This is a genomic window from Gillisella terrae (assembly GCF_004801395.1).
GTDB classification, from domain to species: Bacteria; Pseudomonadota; Alphaproteobacteria; order Rhizobiales; family Rhizobiaceae; genus Allorhizobium; species Allorhizobium terrae.
The window spans coordinates 122,011-139,523 of record NZ_SSOA01000010.1; the positions used below are offsets into that span (position 1 = coordinate 122,011).

At 49.9% G+C, this 17,513-nt stretch carries 11 protein-coding genes and 2 pseudogenes; 10 read left to right on the forward strand and 3 right to left on the reverse strand.

The window, feature by feature from the left end; translation table 11 throughout:
• The first annotated feature begins 271 nt into the window (after positions 1-271).
• From cyoA to E6C51_RS20315, 6 genes and pseudogenes are all read left to right on the forward strand, one after another.
• Entirely contained in the window at positions 272-1,429 is a 1,158-nt protein-coding gene (cyoA, locus tag E6C51_RS16515) for a ubiquinol oxidase subunit II (protein ID WP_146936353.1), read from the forward strand.
• A 38-nt stretch (positions 1,430-1,467) separates the two neighbouring features.
• Positions 1,468-3,477: a cytochrome o ubiquinol oxidase subunit I gene (cyoB, locus tag E6C51_RS16520; protein WP_146936355.1), complete on the forward strand. Its 2,010-nt coding sequence runs from the start codon at positions 1,468-1,470 to the stop codon at positions 3,475-3,477.
• Entirely contained in the window at positions 3,477-4,094 is a 618-nt protein-coding gene (gene cyoC / locus E6C51_RS16525; protein ID WP_146936357.1) for a cytochrome o ubiquinol oxidase subunit III, read from the forward strand. Before cyoB ends, cyoC begins: the two co-directional genes overlap by 1 nt.
• Positions 4,091-4,477, forward strand: a complete 387-nt coding sequence (cyoD, locus tag E6C51_RS16530) for a cytochrome o ubiquinol oxidase subunit IV (RefSeq protein WP_146936359.1) — start codon at positions 4,091-4,093, stop codon at positions 4,475-4,477. Before cyoC ends, cyoD begins: the two co-directional genes overlap by 4 nt.
• Before the next feature lie 56 nt (positions 4,478-4,533).
• A complete protein-coding gene (locus E6C51_RS16535; protein WP_190236785.1) occupies positions 4,534-5,271 on the forward strand; it encodes an SURF1 family protein in 738 nt (245 codons plus the stop codon).
• Between the two features lie 10 nt (positions 5,272-5,281).
• Positions 5,282-5,389, forward strand: a pseudogene (locus tag E6C51_RS20315) (IS6 family transposase); the annotation flags it as partial.
• 445 nt (positions 5,390-5,834) lie between these two features.
• Here E6C51_RS20315 and E6C51_RS16540 read toward each other — a convergent pair.
• From E6C51_RS16540 to E6C51_RS16545, 3 genes are all read right to left on the reverse strand, one after another.
• On the reverse strand, positions 5,835-6,596 hold the full coding sequence (locus tag E6C51_RS16540; protein ID WP_190236786.1) for a tyrosine-type recombinase/integrase: 762 nt from the start codon (positions 6,594-6,596) through the stop codon (positions 5,835-5,837).
• 5 nt (positions 6,597-6,601) lie between these two features.
• Positions 6,602-6,760 carry an Arm DNA-binding domain-containing protein gene (locus E6C51_RS20285; protein WP_407920826.1) on the reverse strand — a complete coding sequence of 53 codons (159 nt, stop codon included), beginning with the start codon at positions 6,758-6,760 and terminating at the stop codon, positions 6,602-6,604.
• A gap of 473 nt (positions 6,761-7,233) precedes the next feature.
• Entirely contained in the window at positions 7,234-8,661 is a 1,428-nt protein-coding gene (locus tag E6C51_RS16545; protein ID WP_190236787.1) for a mannose-1-phosphate guanylyltransferase/mannose-6-phosphate isomerase, read from the reverse strand.
• A 206-nt stretch (positions 8,662-8,867) separates the two neighbouring features.
• On the opposite strand from E6C51_RS16545, the pseudogene E6C51_RS16550 reads away from it, so the two are divergent.
• The 4 genes and pseudogenes from E6C51_RS16550 to E6C51_RS16565 all read left to right on the forward strand — a co-directional run bounded on the left by E6C51_RS16550 (position 8,868) and on the right by E6C51_RS16565 (position 17,509).
• Positions 8,868-9,967: pseudogene (locus E6C51_RS16550) on the forward strand (IS3 family transposase).
• A gap of 340 nt (positions 9,968-10,307) precedes the next feature.
• Entirely contained in the window at positions 10,308-12,965 is a 2,658-nt protein-coding gene (locus tag E6C51_RS16555; RefSeq protein ID WP_190236788.1) for a glycosyltransferase, read from the forward strand.
• A gap of 425 nt (positions 12,966-13,390) precedes the next feature.
• Positions 13,391-15,004 carry a hypothetical protein gene (locus E6C51_RS16560; protein WP_190236789.1) on the forward strand — a complete coding sequence of 538 codons (1,614 nt, stop codon included), beginning with the start codon at positions 13,391-13,393 and terminating at the stop codon, positions 15,002-15,004.
• Positions 15,005-15,166: 162 nt separating this feature from the next.
• Positions 15,167-17,509 (forward strand): glycosyltransferase, encoded by a 2,343-nt coding sequence (locus E6C51_RS16565; protein ID WP_190236790.1) that lies wholly within the window; start codon positions 15,167-15,169, stop codon positions 17,507-17,509.
• Positions 17,510-17,513: the final 4 nt, after the last annotated feature.

Sequence of the window (17,513 nt, forward strand, 5' to 3'; positions counted from 1 at the left end):
AGGGGTGCGACAATTTGATTATTGGCAACTGCGCACCCAAAAATCACCCTAAGGCGACCTGTTTTATGCCGCACCTGCGAAGGTGAAGATTTTTGTAAGCCCCAGAATTAACGGGATTATTTTAGCGGAAGCCGAAGTCTAAAATGCAAAGCAATGGCCTGTTCTGACGCGAGAGCGCTTACATTAGAGACTCTGCCTGCGACAAAATGCGCATTTCTTCTTTGTAAAAAAGGACTAATTCGCCAGTACGCGCTTGATGTGAGTCAAAGTAATGAAAAAAATCCCAGCACTACCAATTTTAATGCTAGCACCTTTGCTGCTGCTTTCCGGTTGCAATCTGGTTGTCATGTCGCCGTCTGGCGATATCGCAATGCAGCAACGCGACCTGATCATTTTCGCCACCGTTCTCATGTTGCTGATCATCGTTCCGGTGATTTTCCTGACATTGTTGTTTGCCTGGCGCTACCGCGCTTCGAACAAGTCGGCGACCTACCTTCCCGATTGGCACCATTCGACCAAGCTTGAGCTGATTGTCTGGTCCGCGCCGATCGCGATCATTCTGGTTTTGGGCACCGTAACGTGGATTGCAACCCACCGGCTCGATCCATACCGGCCGTTGGATCGCCTTGACGCAGAACGGGCTCTTCCAGCCGACGTGAAGCCGATGACGGTTGAAGTTGTGGCAATGGATTGGAAGTGGCTGTTTGTCTATCCTGATCTTGGCATTGCAACAGTCAATGAACTGGCAGCGCCTGTGGATGTGCCAATCAACTTCAAGATCACAGCGCAATCTGTGATGAATTCCTTCTACATCCCTGCTTTGGCTGGACAGATCTACGCCATGCCGGGCATGCAGACCCAGCTCCACGGCATCATCAACAAGCCCGGCGTTTATGAAGGCTTCTCTGCCAACTACTCTGGTGCCGGTTTCTCCAACATGCGCTTCAAGTTCCACGGACTTGACCAGAAAGGCTTCGACAATTGGGTTGCCCAGGTCAAGGCAAATGGCACTGCGCTGAATCAGGACGCCTATATGAAGCTCGAAAAGCCGAGCGAAAAGGACCCTGTTCGCTATTACGCTTCTACCGAGAAGAATCTCTACAACAAGATTCTCAACATGTGCGTTGATCCAGACAAGATGTGCGTCGACAAGATGATGCATATCGACATGATGGGTGGCGCTGGCAAAGAAAGCGCGGAAAACCGCGAGAAGCTGCAATATGACGACCGCGGTGTCGATTTGAGCGTCAGCCCTGATCACGGCGCAGAAGGTGCAAAAGAGCATTCCAGCGTCAAGACAGATGCAATGCCTGTCTCTTCGACCACCAAATCCGACGATAACACCATGCATATGAACCATACCATGCCGGGAATGAACATGCCCGACAGCGAAAAAGACGCGGCGACGCCGGTTCAGACCAAGAACTGAACCGCCATTCCGCCGCATTCAACTCAACGGGGCTTCCCATGTTTTCCAACCCAGACATCATGAAGTTTATCTTCGGGCGTTTGACCTTAGAGTCCATCCCGTACCACGAACCCATTCTTGTGGTGACATTCATTGCTGTTGCCATCGGCGGTGCAGCCGTGCTTGGCGCGGTCACCTATTTCAAACTGTGGGGCTATCTCTGGTCAGAGTGGTTCACCAGTGTTGACCACAAGAAAATCGGTATCATGTATATGATACTTGCCGTCATCATGCTGTTGCGCGGCTTTGCCGATGCCTTGATGATGCGCGTTCAGCAAGCCATGGCCTTTAATGGTGACCCAGGCTTCTTCCCGCCCCATCACTACGACCAGATCTTCACCGCCCATGGCGTGATCATGATCTTCTTCGTCGCCATGCCGTTCGTCACAGGTTTGATGAACTTCGTGGTACCGTTGCAGATTGGTGCGCGCGACGTGTCCTTCCCCTTCCTGAACAATTTCTCGTTCTGGATGACGGTTGCTGGTGCCGTTGTGGTGATGATTTCGCTGTTTGTTGGCGAATTCGCCCGCACAGGCTGGCTGGCCTATCCGCCGCTGTCCGGTGGTGATTACAGTCCCGGCGTCGGCGTCGATTATTATATCTGGGGTCTACAGGTTGCTGGTGTTGGTACCACGCTGTCTGGTATCAACCTGATTGCAACCATCGTTAAGATGCGCGCTCCAGGCATGACCTTCATGAAGATGCCAATCTTCACCTGGACATCGCTCTGCACCAACGTGTTGATCGTGGCCTCCTTCCCGATCCTGACCGCTACACTCGCGCTGCTGTCGCTCGACCGCTACTTCGGCATGAACTTCTTCACAAACGATCTCGGCGGCAATCCGATGATGTATGTGAACATGATCTGGATCTGGGGCCATCCTGAAGTTTACATTCTGGTCATTCCAGTGTTCGGCGTGTTCTCTGAAGTTGTGTCTGCCTTTTCTGGCAAGCGTCTCTTTGGCTACACCTCGATGGTCTATGCAACATGCAGCATCATGCTGCTGTCCTACCTCGTCTGGCTGCACCACTTCTTCACCATGGGCTCAGGCGCAAGTGTGAACTCGTTCTTCGGCATCACCACGATGATCATCTCGATCCCCACGGGCGCGAAGATTTTCAACTGGCTGTTTACGATGTATCGTGGTCGCATCCGTTTCGAAGTGCCGATGCTGTGGACCATGGGCTTTATGGTCACCTTCGTCATCGGCGGTATGACGGGCGTTCTGCTCGCTGTTCCTCCTGCTGACTTCGTGCTTCACAACTCGCTGTTCCTGATCGCACACTTTCACAACGTCATCATCGGCGGCGTGGTGTTTGGTGTGTTTGCAGGCATCAACTTCTGGTTCCCGAAAGCCTTCGGCTTCAAACTGGATGCCTTCTGGGGTAAGATGTCCTTCTGGTTCTGGCTGGTCGGCTTCTACTTTGCCTTCATGCCGCTCTACGTTCTGGGCCTGATGGGTGTTACCCGCCGTATGAACCAGTTTGATGATCCATCGTTGCAGATCTGGTTCGTCATTGCCGCTTTTGGTGCAGTGTTGATTGCAGCAGGTATCGGCTCGTTCATCGTGCAGATTGGCGTGAGCATCAAGAACCGCGAAAAGCTGCGCGACGTAACAGGCGACCCATGGGATGCCCGTACGCTGGAATGGTCGACCTCGTCACCACCGCCTGCTTACAACTTCGCCTTCACACCCGTTATCCACGATCCTGACGCATGGGATGATATGAAGAAGCGTGGCTATAGCCGTCCGCTGCTTGGTTTCCGCCCAATTCATATGCCGAAAAACACCGGCACAGGCGTGATCCTGTCTGGCTTGAGCGTCGCTTTTGCATTTGGGATGATCTGGTACATGTGGTGGCTTGCAATCGTCTCCTTCGTTGCAATTGTCGCTGTCGCGATCGGTCACACGTTTAATTACAACCGCGACTATTACATCTCTGCGGAAGAAGTGGTGAACACCGAAGCCACACGCACCGCTCTTCTGAGCAATAAAGGGGTGATCTGATGGATCCGAGAAGTAATAAGGCTACAAAGCCGGAATTTTACCTCACAGAGGACCACCATCCGGAAAGCAGCACGAACCTGGGGTTCTGGCTGTATCTGATGAGCGACTGCCTCATCTTTGCGATGCTGTTCGCAACCTATGCCGTGCTTGGCCGCAATTATGCGGCCGGCCCTTCGCCTGCTGACCTGTTTGACCTCAAGCTGGTTGCCATCAACACAGCAATGCTGCTGTTCTCGTCCATCACCTATGGCTTCGCCATGCTGGCAATGGAAAAGAAAAATCAGTCTGCAACGCTGATCTGGCTGGCCATCACCGGCTTGTTCGGCGCGGTGTTCATCTATCTCGAGCTCTATGAGTTCGTGCATTTGATCCATGAAGGTGCAGGCCCGAGCCGCAGCGCATTCCTCTCAGCCTTCTTCACGCTGGTTGGAACACACGGCTTGCACGTGACCTTCGGTCTGATCTGGCTGGTCACGCTCATGGTACAGGTCAAGAAACATGGTTTGAATGATGCAAACAAGCGTCGCCTGATGTGCCTTTCGATGTTCTGGCACTTCCTGGACGTTGTCTGGATCGGCGTATTTTCCTACGTTTACCTGCTGGGAGTTATCGGATGAGCGAGAACGCACATGCTCACGATCATGGTCATCATTCAGGCGGCCATGAAGCAAGCCACGGCAGTGTGAAAAGCTATGTCACCGGCTTTATCCTCTCTGTCATCCTCACCGCCATTCCTTTTTGGATGGTCATGAGCGGTGCCATTGAAAACAAAGCCCTGCTGGCTGGTCTGGTCATGGCCATTGGTGCCGTACAGATTGTGGTTCACATGATCTACTTCCTGCACATGAACACCAAATCTGAAGGCGGCTGGACCGTAATGGCGCTGATGTTCACGGTGATCATCGTGGTGATCGCCCTGTCTGGTTCGCTTTGGGTTATGCATCACCTGAATACAAACATGATGCCCATGGGCGTCGAGATGATGAGAAATATGCCCTAATCAGGCTTTATCCTCGGGCGGCCTAAAAGCCGCCCGACCCTTTTCAGGATTTTAAAATGTCCACTGCCCCCGCCCCTCGACAAAGCGTTGCTCGCAAAGCTTTTCTTTCTGCTTTTTTGCTCTTGGCTTGCGCAGCATTCGTAGCATTGGGCATCTGGCAGATTGAGCGTCTTGGATGGAAGCGTGATCTCATCGCGCGCGTCGACTCCCGCGTCCACGCCGCGCCCGTGCAGGCTCCTGCGCCGACTCAATGGCAAAAGATCAACCAGCAAGACGACGAATACAAGCATATCCAGATCACCGGTGAATTTGACAATTCAAAAGAAACATACGTCTACGCCTCGACTGCGCTTGGTGCGGGCTACTGGGTTTTGACCCCATTGACCACACCTGATGGCGGCGAAACCATCTTGATCAATCGCGGTTTTGTCCCTTTGGACAAGAAATCCCCCTCGACCCGTCTCGACGGCCAGATTAAAGGTACTGTGACGGTCACAGGCCTGCTGCGTCTGTCTGAACCAAAGGGCACCCTTTTACGCTCCAATGTGCCACAAGACGACAGATGGTACTCCCGCGACGTCGCAGCCATTGCCGCCAAACGGAACCTGAGCAATGTCGCGCCCTATTTCATTGATGCGGACAAATCCGACAGGGGTGACACGTTACCAGTCGGCGGCCTCACTCAGGTGAAATTCCCCAACAGCCATCTTCAATATGCCATAACGTGGTTTGCCATGGCCTTTATGACCTTGGCTTTTCTCTGGTATTTGCTTCGCCATTCCCCGAAGTCATAAAACCTGACATACCCGCAATTGCTTTTCAGTTCCGTCCCGCAGCCGCGCAGCACAAACAATTCGTTATCGCCGCCTAGAAGCGTCCGATGCGTGGAAAATGCCATCCCATATCACCTAAAACCCCGGAACATGGAATCTTTTCCGGCCTGATAATCTTAATGTGACGACACCTCAGCGTGTACTTTGCTTAAAACCCTCCTATTACCAGGCTTGCGACGTCCTTCGCCTTTTGCAAGGCATTGGCATGGTCATCTGTGATCTGTTTGAGTTGAAAGTTTGCGCTTTCAACGGGGCCGAGTGTCTGGGCTCCAGCTTGGCTGTGAGGTCTGATACATAATACTCGGAGAACATCATCGTTTCGGCCTTGGCAACAACTTCTTCCGTGATCTGGCGATAGTGCTCAACCGAGAACGGGACATGAATGTGTCGTAGGTCAACGACCTCAGTCACAAAGCCCCGTGCCCATCCCGGAGAAAACTACAGGCATGGTCTCCACCTTTCTGCGTCGTCGGCCCGTTTATGCATTCTATCACCATCCTCATTCCCCAGAGAAAAGGAGAGGTTTAACCAACGACCTCCCCGCCAAGCACATGTGTTCTGGGTTCAGACCGTGGCGTATCGGACGGTGATGGCGATTGTGCGTTTTGGGGCAAAGTCAGGGGTCCGCGACCTGTCAGCCGTTGGAGTGTCTGTATCGCCTCAATGGTCTGGCGCGCCAGAGGAACAAGGTGATCCCGGCTTTGATCGTTCTTGTATTGAAGGCGAAGCTTCATCCGCTCCGCTGGGATTTGCCAAATACCCTGAGTGAGGCTTTCCTCGTCCCATTCCGACCATTGAGTGGCAATCAATGTGCCTGGCCGCACCGCTGTCAGAGCAAGGATACGCAGCGCAAGTCTTGTCACTGGGTGACTTGGCGTGGCTATGGCTGCCAGTAGCATCTCCCTCGCCTCCTCCAGATCAACAACAGCGGGCTGCCTGCCCTTGATCAAGGGAGCCATCGCCTTTTGTACCGTCGCAGCTGGATCGTCTTTGGCGCGACCTGTGGCGATACCATAAACGAAAACAGCAGACATGCGCTGACGCACGCGCCGCGCTGTCTCGATTGCACCCCGGCGTTCAATCAATCGCAGCACCGGCAGAATGTCGGTTGGCTGCAAATCGTTGATTGGCCGCGCGCCGATATGCGGGAAGACCTCTTTTTCCAAGCTTTCGATAACATCGGAAGCGTGACGCTCAACCCACTGCGATTTTTGCAGATCATACCATTCGCGCGCCAACTGCTCGAAGGTATTAAGCGCTGCCAGTTTGCTGGCAAATTTGTTCATCTTTTTCAGGACAGAGGGGTCTCTACCCTCTCGTAGCTCGGCCTTGGCTTTATCGCGCGCCGCTCTCGCATCCGCCAGGCAATATGGGGATATGCCCCAAGCGCCAGCAGCTTTTCTTTTCCGTCAACCCGATACCTCGAGCGCCATAATTTCGACCCTGACACTGCAACCTGCAAATCAAACCCGCCGCTGTCAGAGATCTTTTACGCTTTCTCAGCCACGTGCGCTTTCTTGATTGGTGCGTCTGTCAGCGTTCATCGCATCTTATCGATCCCCCCATTGTTTCGGACCATACCCGTAATCTGCGGGCTATGTGGGTAAATTTGAAAACAACGGAGTATCTTAGAAACTCGAAAAAACGGTTTTCAAGGCTTAACGTACATTGGAAAACAGTGGAAAATCGAAAAATGGCGGAAGAGGTGCCGGTCAATTATGTTTTTTATAGTGCGGTTTTATTAAAATACTTCATCCATAAAATGAACAATACCCCTGAAATACCCCGCAAATATTAGAACGGACCGGCATCGATCCTTCGCAGGGAGCAGGCGTGTAAATATGACCTGGCAAACAATAAAAAGACTATTCTAAGAAACCATCGGGTTGCGGCGGTTTTGTTCACTCAGGCCATATACTCAGATCAGGTTCTGCCGAACTCGTCGACCAGACGCACAATGTCGTCTTCGCCAAGGTAGGATCCGGTCTGCACCTCAATCATCTCCAGCAGAATCTTGCCCGGATTGCCCAGCCGATGCACCGAGCCTTGCGGAATGTAAATCGACTGGCTTTCATGCAAGATTGTCACCGTGTCATCAATAGTGACTTCGGCAGCCCCCTTGACACAAATCCAATGTTCGGCGCGGTGGTGATGTTTTTGCAAGGACAGTTTCTTGCCGGGATGCACAAACAGACGCTTGACCTGAAAACGATCCCCGCTGAGGATGGAGGTATAGCCGCCCCATGGACGAAGGGAGGTCGGATGCGTTTCCGTCAGGCGTGCGGTTGTCTCACTGGCGGCCAGAATCTTAACCAGATTGCCGACATCCTGGGCATTGTCCAGTCGCCCGACAAAAACCGCGTCTTCGCTGGCAATAACCGCTACACCATCCATGCCCTGCACGGCCATATGGCTATTGCGCGAAATCACCAGAGAATTCCTGGTGTTGTGAACGGTGACATTGCCTTGCACAACATTGCCATCGGAATCGGCATTGCCGGTTTTCCAAACGGCATCCCAACTGCCCATGTCTGACCAGGTGAAGGCGGCGGGCACCACGGCAGCCTTTTTGGTCTTTTCCATCACCGCATAATCAATCGAGATCGACGGCGCCTCGGCAAAGGCTTTGGCGTCGAGCCGAAGAAAATCAAAGTCCTTGCTGGATTTGGCCACTGCTTCGGTTGCCGCCGCCATGACGCTGGGCGCAAAGGCTTCCAACTCGGTGATAATGCCGCTCGCTGAAAATAGGAACATGCCGGAATTCCAATAGAAATTGCCCGCTTCCAGCAATGTTCTGGCCTTGGTCCCATCGGGCTTTTCAATGAAGCGCTGGACAATATAGACGCCGTTTTCCAGATCATCACCAAGCTCGATATAGCCGTAACCGGTGGCGGGCTCGGTTGGATGAATGCCAAATGTCACCAGCTTGCCGGTTTTTGCCGCCGTTGCCGCTCTCGCGATCGAGCCAGTGTAGATGTCGTCTACGGTGATGGCGTGATCGGACGGCAGAAGCAAGAGCAGGGCATCGTCGCCAAAACGATCGGCCGCCACACGCGCTGCAACGGCAACGGCTGCCGCCGTATTGCGCGCCATGGGCTCCAACACGATGCCGGACAGGGCGACGCCTTGTTCGCGTGCCTGTTCGGCCACCCGAAAGCGAAACTCCTCATTGGTCACAATGATCGGTGCTTCATACATGGCATCATCGCGAACGCGATTTAAGGTCGACTGAAAAAGTGTTTCGTCACCAATCATTTTCAAAAACTGCTTGGCGGCGCTTGCGCGCGACAAAGGCCATAGCCGGGTGCCTTTTCCGCCAGCCATGATCACGGGGACGATTTTATCAGTCATGTTCAATCCTTCTGATTTAAGGCCCATAAAATGGTCTCTCGTAGTTTGCTCTAACGCAGGGCGAAGATTGGTGCGAGAAATTTCTGCATGTCCAAAACGTTATGCGACGATATTTAAAATTAGAGTGACGTGCCCCCAATAAATTAGGCCATTTAGAACTGGAATTTTCCACTTATGATCCCTGCAGGGAAGAAGAGGAGAATTCGATGAAAGCCTCGAAGTTTACGGAAGCGCAGATTGCATTTGTGTTGAAGCAGGCAGCGGATGGAACACCGGTTGGCGATGTTTGCCGCAAGGCTGGAATATCTGACGCGACGTTTTACAACTGGCGTAAAAAATATGCGGGCCTGATGCCCTCTGAGATGAAGCGCCTGCGCCAACTTGAAGAGGAGAACGCCAAGCTGAAGCGGATCGTTGCCGACCTTTCGCTCGACAAGGCTATGCTTCAGGACGTGTTGTCAAAAAAGCTCTGAGGCCTGCTCGCAAACGTCAGCTTGTCGACACAATCAAAACGGACTAGAAGGTCTCGATCCGGCGTGCGTGCGCCGTTTTGAAAGTTGACCGGTCCCTTTACGTCTACAAGTCCAGGCGCGGCGATCAGGCCGAACTGAAGCTGAAGATCAAGGATATCTGTCAGACGCGAGTGCGCTATGGCTATCGTCGTGTGCATGTCCTGATCAGGCGTGACGGGTGGCCCGTAAACCCAAAGAGAATCTATCGCCTTTACAAGGAGATGGGCCTCCAGATTCGCAACAAGGTTCCGAAGAGACGCGTCAAGGCGAAGCTGCGGGCTGACCGCGCCGAGCCAGCACATTCCAACCATGTCTGGGCTATGGATTTCGCTCATGACCAGTTGGCCACAGACCGCAAGATCAGGGTTCTGACCGTGATTGATACCTTCTCGCGCTTCTCACCGGCGGTTGATGCGCGCTTCAGCTACAAAGGCGAAGACGTTGTCCTCACACTTGAGCGCGTGTGTCGGCAAGTCGGCTATCCGGCCACGATCCGTGTTGATAACGGCAGTGAATTCATCTCTCGCGACCTCGATCTGTGGGCTTACCAAAAGGGCGTCACACTCGATTTCTCCCGGCCAGGCAAACCAACCGACAACAGTTATATCGAAAGCTTCAATGAGAAATTCCGGGCCGAATGCTTGAATACCCACTGGTTCATGAGCCTTGACGACGCCCGCTCAAAGATGGAGGATTGGCGTAGAGACTATAACGAGTTCCGGCCACACAGCGCGATCGGCAACAAGGTGCCGATTTCGCTCATGAACGGCTCATCGGCACTCACGCCGAACTGAGCCTTAACCCCGGAAAATTCTAGTTCTCTCTGGACCAAAATTGGGGAGTACCTCAAAATTCATGCCCCGCATTGAAACTGCAGTCGCGTTTGCCTCTTCACTTGGGCGTTTCGGTCCGATAAAATCTTTATTTCCATTTTTAAGAGTATATTTTTTGAAATTTTTTATTACCTATTTGCTGCGCTCATCAACAAGGGAGATTTTATAATTGTATAAACATTGCATCATAACAAAGAAATACCCTGGAATAAATGGATTAAATTTTGAATGGTCCTCATCAAAATTCTTAGCAAATATACTTATCTCTAAGGGGTATGAGGTTGATATTATAATCACCGACATGACAATTGATAAATTAAATATAGAACAATCATCCAATATTGAGAAATTTCCATATTTTTACTTATTAAAAAATTTAGTAAATACTGATAAAGAACTCTACGCACCGGTGGATGCCATCTCGGAAGCCTATTGTATCTACCGTGCGGTCTCACACAAACAATATGATTGCCTTCACTTTCATGACCGTGGGGGGGCTGGGTTTTATTGCACAATGGCGCGCAGGCAGGGATTAATGTCTGCAACTATCGTCACACATCTTAATGGCAGCTCGCTTTCGGTGCGCAAAGACACAAACTATCCACCAGACATAAGCCAACTCGAGTGTGAAGCGATCGAGCGAACGCAGATTGAATTGTCTGACGAAGTGGTGGTAACCAATGTTACTCTACTAAGTCACTATCAGACGCTTGGTATCAGGCTTCCGACGCTGAATCTTCACGTGCCGCTGTTGGGCGGCGATTCCGAGGCAGAATTAGTGAAAGCCTCTTTTGTAACGCGAAGTATTTTGGGACGTGACATCAATGAACTTGTTTTCATTGGATCGCACGATCTCCAGGAAGGACTACCATTTTTTATTGACGCCATTACGCGTCTTTCTAACAATATTAATCCTGACATCACAATCATTGGCGAATTTTCCCGATGGAGATTCGAGTTTACCGGTGCGTTCGTACTGAGAAGACTTTCGGACTATCGTGGACATATTCGGTTCTTGAATGTCGATACTCCCGACCAATTGGCGTCGTTGCTAACCTCAAAGCCAAACGCACTATGTTTCGTGCCACCGTCACTAGCAAGTCCCTTTTTTAGTATTGCTCATTGTTTCAAGCTGGGCCTACCCTTTCTTACTACAGACGGAGCAGAGGCAGCGCGACTGGTTGCCCCACAGGATCACAGTATTTGTTTTTCAGGACCGACGCCCATAAATCTTGCAAGGGCAATTGAGCGTTGCCTGAATGAAGGCGTTCCACAGATAAGATCAAACATCAGTCCAAGCGAAACCATAGCGCAATGGTATGGCTGGATCGCCAATCTGCGCAAGAAAGAGATACATCATGAGCAATCGGCAGACATGCCACTTGTTTCTGTTTGTGTAACGCACCATGAGAGACCGGCCTTGCTGCGGCAGGCTATTGATGCGCTCATGAAGCAGACTTACGATAACATCGAGATTATCATAGTTGACGACGGAAGCCGCAATGTCGATGCAATCGCGCTTCTCAAAATGCTCGAGAATCAACCCACGCGCTTTCCAGTTACCGTAGTATGGTCGGACAACAGGTATCTTGGCGCAGCGAGAAACACAGCTGCAGCGCATGCAAAAGGGGATTACATCCTCTTTCATGATGATGACAATCTGTCCGTGCCGACCGAGGTTGAAGTTTTTTTGAATGCGGCAATCCATTCCGGATTTGATATCCTAACATGCATGGCGTGGATCGATCATGCAGATGATCATTACCGAGGGATTGAACACACAAACAAGATTGAATATTATCCTGTAGGCGTCGGGGGGGTATTTTCGTTCTTGGAAAATAGGTTCGGGGATGCAAATGCCTTCTTCAAACGATCAACATTCCAAGCATTAGGTGGTTTTTCAGCGCTCTACGGCATTGGACTTGAGGATTGGGAACTTTTCCTCAAGGCTTTTTTGCGGGGCTTTTCCATTGGCGTGGTGCCGGAGCCGCTTTATACATATCGTGTCAGCAGACAGGGGATGCTGTCAACAAGTTCGATATTGCAAAACTATGAACGGATCTTCAGAATGGTTGATGCTGAAGCCCCTCCATTAAATGCGGATGTTCTCCGTCTTGCTTACAGAAATACGATGCTCGAAGAAGCAGAACGTCAGACGAAACGTTTTCTTGAACGATTGCCCGGTGGGGATATTCATTTGAAGCTGATGTCCAGCGATCCGTTATCTGACTCCGCGCGAGAGGATTTTTGCGATCTTGCCTATATCCTCGGACGCACCGCAGAATCGGTAGAACTATCGGCATTTAAGCCCTATAAGCAGGCAGATTTCGTGCGCCGCGTGCAATTAGAAGGAGCATCAAGAGTTGCGATCCGGTCCTGCGGGCAAATCCTTGAGCCTTTTTACGGACCTCCAGACAAGCTATTTGCTCTCATTGGTTGGGCGTTTCGTGGCAAAGGTCGTCCGGTCACGTTCTCAAGAATAACCATCAACGGAAGGAGCCATCGCCCCATTTTCAATCTCAGGGTTATCCGGCCGGATGTTCGCGATCATTTTCAAATTCGCCACGATTGCAGTTTGGGATTTCTGACACTAGTGACCACTGAAATGTCGACAAAATCCAGCCTGCAAAATTTCTTCATGCGAGACCTCCGCATCGGAAATATAGATGGACTATCTATAGGCTTAGTGACGAGGAATAAAAAAATTCAAGGCAACGTGGACACATATGTACCCTGTATTGAAGCAACGGTTGAACTGAGGGAAATTGAAGGGCGTATATCCTATATCTCTATAGAAAGCCCTGAGCCGCGTTTTATTTTCCACAAATCTGAGGGTGAGGATCTCCGGCAGCCGGATCGGGTTACTTCCTCAAACGCTATATTCAAGATACAGTCGCAGGAGCAAAAGCTGACATTTATCGTACCCGATAGTAGTAATGTTAGGTTTCTACTATTTTAAAACGACTAAGCCGAAGGGAAGAATGGCCCCTCCGGCCGACATCCTCTTCATCAGTTCAGGCTCTCATCATTCGCTGGAGATTTTCCAACTTAAGTTTATGCTTGGGTATCTTTTATCGTTATCTTTCATTATACTTATGCGGTATTAAAAAATTCCTGCGATCAGAAACCACAGCCGGATATCACAAAACACAAGACCGCCGCAACAAGCCTGATATAAAAGCCGCCTCATTTGGCGCGAAATGTAAAGTAACGGCGGCATATAATATTGTCATCGTCGACCCTCTTGCCTTGATTAAACACCGTGATAACTTTATCTTGACAGAGAAATAATAATATTAGCATGAACGTTGCGCTAGAGAGACATATTGGCAATCGCCATTTAAAGTCTTGATGAGAATTGATCAAAATGGAAATGATACGATAATGTCAAAGAATATTTCGCGAATCGTCTTCACCGGTGATTTTTTTCGGTCGGCGAATGGCGGCACGGATCAATTGAATGTTGTCAAATGGTTGTGTGATCGAGTCGGAGGCTTATTTACGCAACTTACCTCGTTGCCGCAAGAAATCATAATCCCCTTGATTGGACAATCAGTCTCCGAAGCACTGGCTATACAGAGCGGACTAACCGAACCGACCCTAGACAACTGGGCCAAAATCTTTTGGGACAAAGCCTCTTTAGATGTGGTGGATCTGATCAGGCGGCATTATGCCGACGCGCTGATTGTGACGATTGAAATGCCCCCGGTTCTTGAGGATGCTTTGGATCGTGCAGATGTGCCTTGGATTGATATCAGTATATCTCCATTGCGCTTCATGCCTGATTGGGCGTTTCACGTAAAATTTTCTAATCATTTTAATATTGATGACGTAAACCATCTCCTTCTCACGGAGAAAGAGATTTCAGAATTTGCTGGCCATGTCAGTTCTTGGTATGGTCCTGCAGATATCAACGTCCCGACGATAGTCTTCTTTGCCCAGACTCCTAGAGATCGAACTTTGATTCACAATGGCGGTTTCCGGACAGAAAAGGACGTACTAGATATCATCGACTCCCTGAGGGGCGGTAGACCAATATTGATCAAGGATCATCCGTGGAACACATCAAGCGATGTAGTTAATGCGCTTATTTCGGCCGGGGGAGTAACCACCAACCTCAACACTTACGCGCTTCTATCATGCGCCTCTGTCGAAGTGGTCACTCTTTCATCCTCCGTCGGTCGAGAAGCTGCGGCTTTCGGGCGCAGGTCCACGATTATTAGCCCCGATGTGCAAAACTGGGCTTTCTCAGGTGTCGACGTTTTACAGCACGCATTGTCCCCTCGTTTTTGGGGACCGTTATTTCGTTCCGTAGGCATTGATGTGTCGCCCATTTCAGAGCCCACCTGGCGTCCAAATTTTCTAAGGGAAAGTCTTCCTCCACAGGGATTGGATCTTGCAGTTTGGGAAACTAAACTTAAGCCGTTTTATAGCCGCTCTCCAGAAGAGCGTCTTGCGCTGACAGAGAAAGCCATCAACGAAAGAAGGACTTTGGTGGAGCGATGGGCGGCAATCGACACTGATGAGGCAATGCATTGGGACGCTCGGGCTGCTATAGCTGCAGGTTACCTGGAGGACCAGATGTCGATTGCAGATTTCGGGTGTGCTACAATGAACCTACGTCGCCATCTACGCCCAGATCAACGCTATATTCCGATTGATGTCGTCGCACGCAATGACGAAACCCTGGTCTGTGACCTAAATAAGGAAGTACCGCCGATAACAGGTGCAACCGCAGCGGCTTTTTTAGGGGTGATTGAATATTTGTTCGATCCTGAAAGCCTGCTTTCCAATGTGCGGCTCCAGTACGACGTATTAGTGCTGAGCTATTGTATTGCACCCTATGGCAAAAATGATGTTGGTCGTCGTGAGCACGCTTGGGTAAACGACCTGACAGAAGAGAGTCTCTTGGATATGTTCAAGAGGACGGGGTGGCACGCAGGGGATGGCCGGTTAATAGATGGTGTACAAAAGATTTGGCGGTTGACTGCCGCTTAACTGGCCTGTAGCTCAAGATTTGAGAATGTTGATATGGAATATGATGCCAGCGGTGATCCAATCTAGCGGCAATAGAACTAAGACGTGCCATGCTTCAAATGAGCCGGATGTCTTCTGAGGCTATGTCGAACTAGTTTCCAATAACAGTAATAGTAAATATTGATGGATGCAGGATTAATGGTTTTCCCGAAAACGACAAATGGAAAATTAAAAATAGTGCGATCTAGTGCTTTTTTTGATCATGATTGGTATATTGATACAAATCATGATGTAAAAAAAGCTGGTGTAGATCCTGCTTTGCATTATCTACAGTATGGCGCAAAGGAGGGACGAGACCCAAGCAAACGTTTTTCAACAGAACGTTATAAGAACGATTTTCCAGAGATCAGAGTGACAGGCGAAAATCCGCTCGTTCACTATGCTCGCGTTAACCATTCGTCTACGGGTAAACTTTACGGAAATATGCCCCGGCCTGAGCCGATAAAGACAGGTTCTTCGATTCCGAGAATATTCCACAGCGTCTGGCTGAGTGGAGATTCTGTTCCAACACCGCTTCGGTTGGGTTTCGAAAGTTTTGCCAAGACACATCCAGATTTTGAAATAAGAAAGTGGTCGCTGGACTCGATAAAAGACGATGACTGTGGTTTCCTTCACGAAGCTATTGCGCAGAAAAAGTGGGCATTCGCGACGGATTATATCCGACTGAAAGCGCTATACGAATTCGGTGGTATTTATGCGGACGGCGATGTCGCATTCTATAAGCGTGTGGATGGCTACCTTGATTTTGACAGTGTCTTTTGCTGGGAAAATCACTTTGCTATTGGGCCGCATTTTTTGATGTCCAAGCCAAGAAATCCGCTTATCGGCCGACTTCTCGACATTTACAGAGGGCGCAAGCTTGTCCTAGGGCAGAATCTTGACCTCACGCCGATGCCTGTCATCGTCACTTGGCTGTTCGCGACAGAATTGGGTATGCGGCTGGACGGCAGTCGTCAGATCCTGGCTGGTAACAATCTGATTGAAAGTGAAAAATTCTTCACCACCAGTTTCGGCGATGGTCAGTGCATAGCAGAACATATGTACTATGGTGGTTGGACGGATCCCTCCCACAATTCCTATAAGGATTCGCTAGTTGACATTGCACGTGAGTGGGAACAGCAATACGATTCTAAATATCAACGCCGACTTCGCCTTATCATGCCAGCCCGCCAGCAATGGGCATACTACTTTCTAGCAAACGCCGAAAAGGCATTCCCGTCATTAGGCGAAGTTTCAGAACTAGAGACTTTTAGGAGCTTTAAAAATCGCTTACTGGGCGGAAGCTTGAGCTCGAAAAACAAGATCCTTAGCGAGGCAGCCAAAGCCAGTCCCTTAAAAGTCATTTCACAATGGCACCTTAAGCCACTTAACAAAGGTGTTGAGGGAACATTTGAAATAAAAGAAAAACACACTGTCACGGCTGCCGTGTACAATTCCATACAGCGCCAAGAGCATAAAATTGATATTGTCCTCCCGATGTACAATGTTGAAAAGTATCTCGTTCGTTGTTTAAAATCCCTTCAAATGCAGACGTATTTAAATTTTGAAGTCCTGATGATTGATGATGGATCGACTGATAATAGTGGCCTGATAGCTCAGGCAATGTCAAAGGCCGATTCCCGTTTCCGCTATTATCGCAAAGAGAATGGCGGGCTGGGAGATGCTCGAAATTTTGCAATCCCCTATCTAGACTCTGACCTTGTTACTTTTATTGACAGTGATGACTTTCTTGAAACAGTACATCTCGAAAAGCTTGAAGCGAAGTTTCGCCAAGGACACGACATGGCGATATGCAACTTCCGGCTGACTATGCCAGACGGTCGCCTTACTGAAACGCGAGAACTTGACAAATTCTGGGGTGAAGAAGATCCCGTGATACACGCACTTATCTCAAACTACGAATGCTATGCGTGGAATAAAATGTATCGGACTGAAACGTTTACACAGAATCCAAATGCGCGCTACTCGCTCGGCTGGTTTGAGGACCTCGCGCTCACTCCCGCACTGATTTGTGGTGCAAAAGACTTAAGTTTTGTCAGTGACTGTACGTACAATTATGTTCAGAGACCAGGATCCATTTTGGCAAATGCACGTAAAAATCTAGAACGAAACATTGAAGTGTTTGCTTCCTTTAATATGCTAAAAAAGCATGAAGGTACAGTTCCCGAGAACTACTGGAAGCTGTATATGGAGTGGATGGCTCCGAAGCACTATTTTTATTGGCGCATTATTGCAATCCTGAGTGAGCGATCTCATGGAGAGAGAGTGTCGTTTTCTGATGTTTTTTCTAGGACTCTCAATCGAGAAGTTCCTGAATGGGCCCAAACGCCATATATGGAGCATTTTACTCGTGAAGCGCCTAGCCATGCAATTCGGTCGAGGCGCGAAGATCTCGTCCGCGCATTTCAGACAAACGATCTGGAGTTTTATGGACAAGTTAAAGGCACGGCGGAATTCGGTTTATGATAGG

Coding starts and splice junctions, on each gene's coding strand:
- cyoA (WP_146936353.1), top strand. CDS start 272: ATGAAAAAAATCCCAGCACTACCAATTTTAATGCTAGCACCTTTGCTG.
- cyoB (WP_146936355.1), top strand. CDS start 1,468: ATGTTTTCCAACCCAGACATCATGAAGTTTATCTTCGGGCGTTTGACC.
- cyoC (WP_146936357.1), top strand. CDS start 3,477: ATGGATCCGAGAAGTAATAAGGCTACAAAGCCGGAATTTTACCTCACA.
- cyoD (WP_146936359.1), top strand. CDS start 4,091: ATGAGCGAGAACGCACATGCTCACGATCATGGTCATCATTCAGGCGGC.
- E6C51_RS16535 (WP_190236785.1), top strand. CDS start 4,534: ATGTCCACTGCCCCCGCCCCTCGACAAAGCGTTGCTCGCAAAGCTTTT.
- E6C51_RS16540 (WP_190236786.1), bottom strand. CDS start 6,596: ATGAACAAATTTGCCAGCAAACTGGCAGCGCTTAATACCTTCGAGCAG.
- E6C51_RS16545 (WP_190236787.1), bottom strand. CDS start 8,661: ATGACTGATAAAATCGTCCCCGTGATCATGGCTGGCGGAAAAGGCACC.
- E6C51_RS16555 (WP_190236788.1), top strand. CDS start 10,308: ATGACAATTGATAAATTAAATATAGAACAATCATCCAATATTGAGAAA.
- E6C51_RS16560 (WP_190236789.1), top strand. CDS start 13,391: ATGTCAAAGAATATTTCGCGAATCGTCTTCACCGGTGATTTTTTTCGG.
- E6C51_RS16565 (WP_190236790.1), top strand. CDS start 15,167: ATGGATGCAGGATTAATGGTTTTCCCGAAAACGACAAATGGAAAATTA.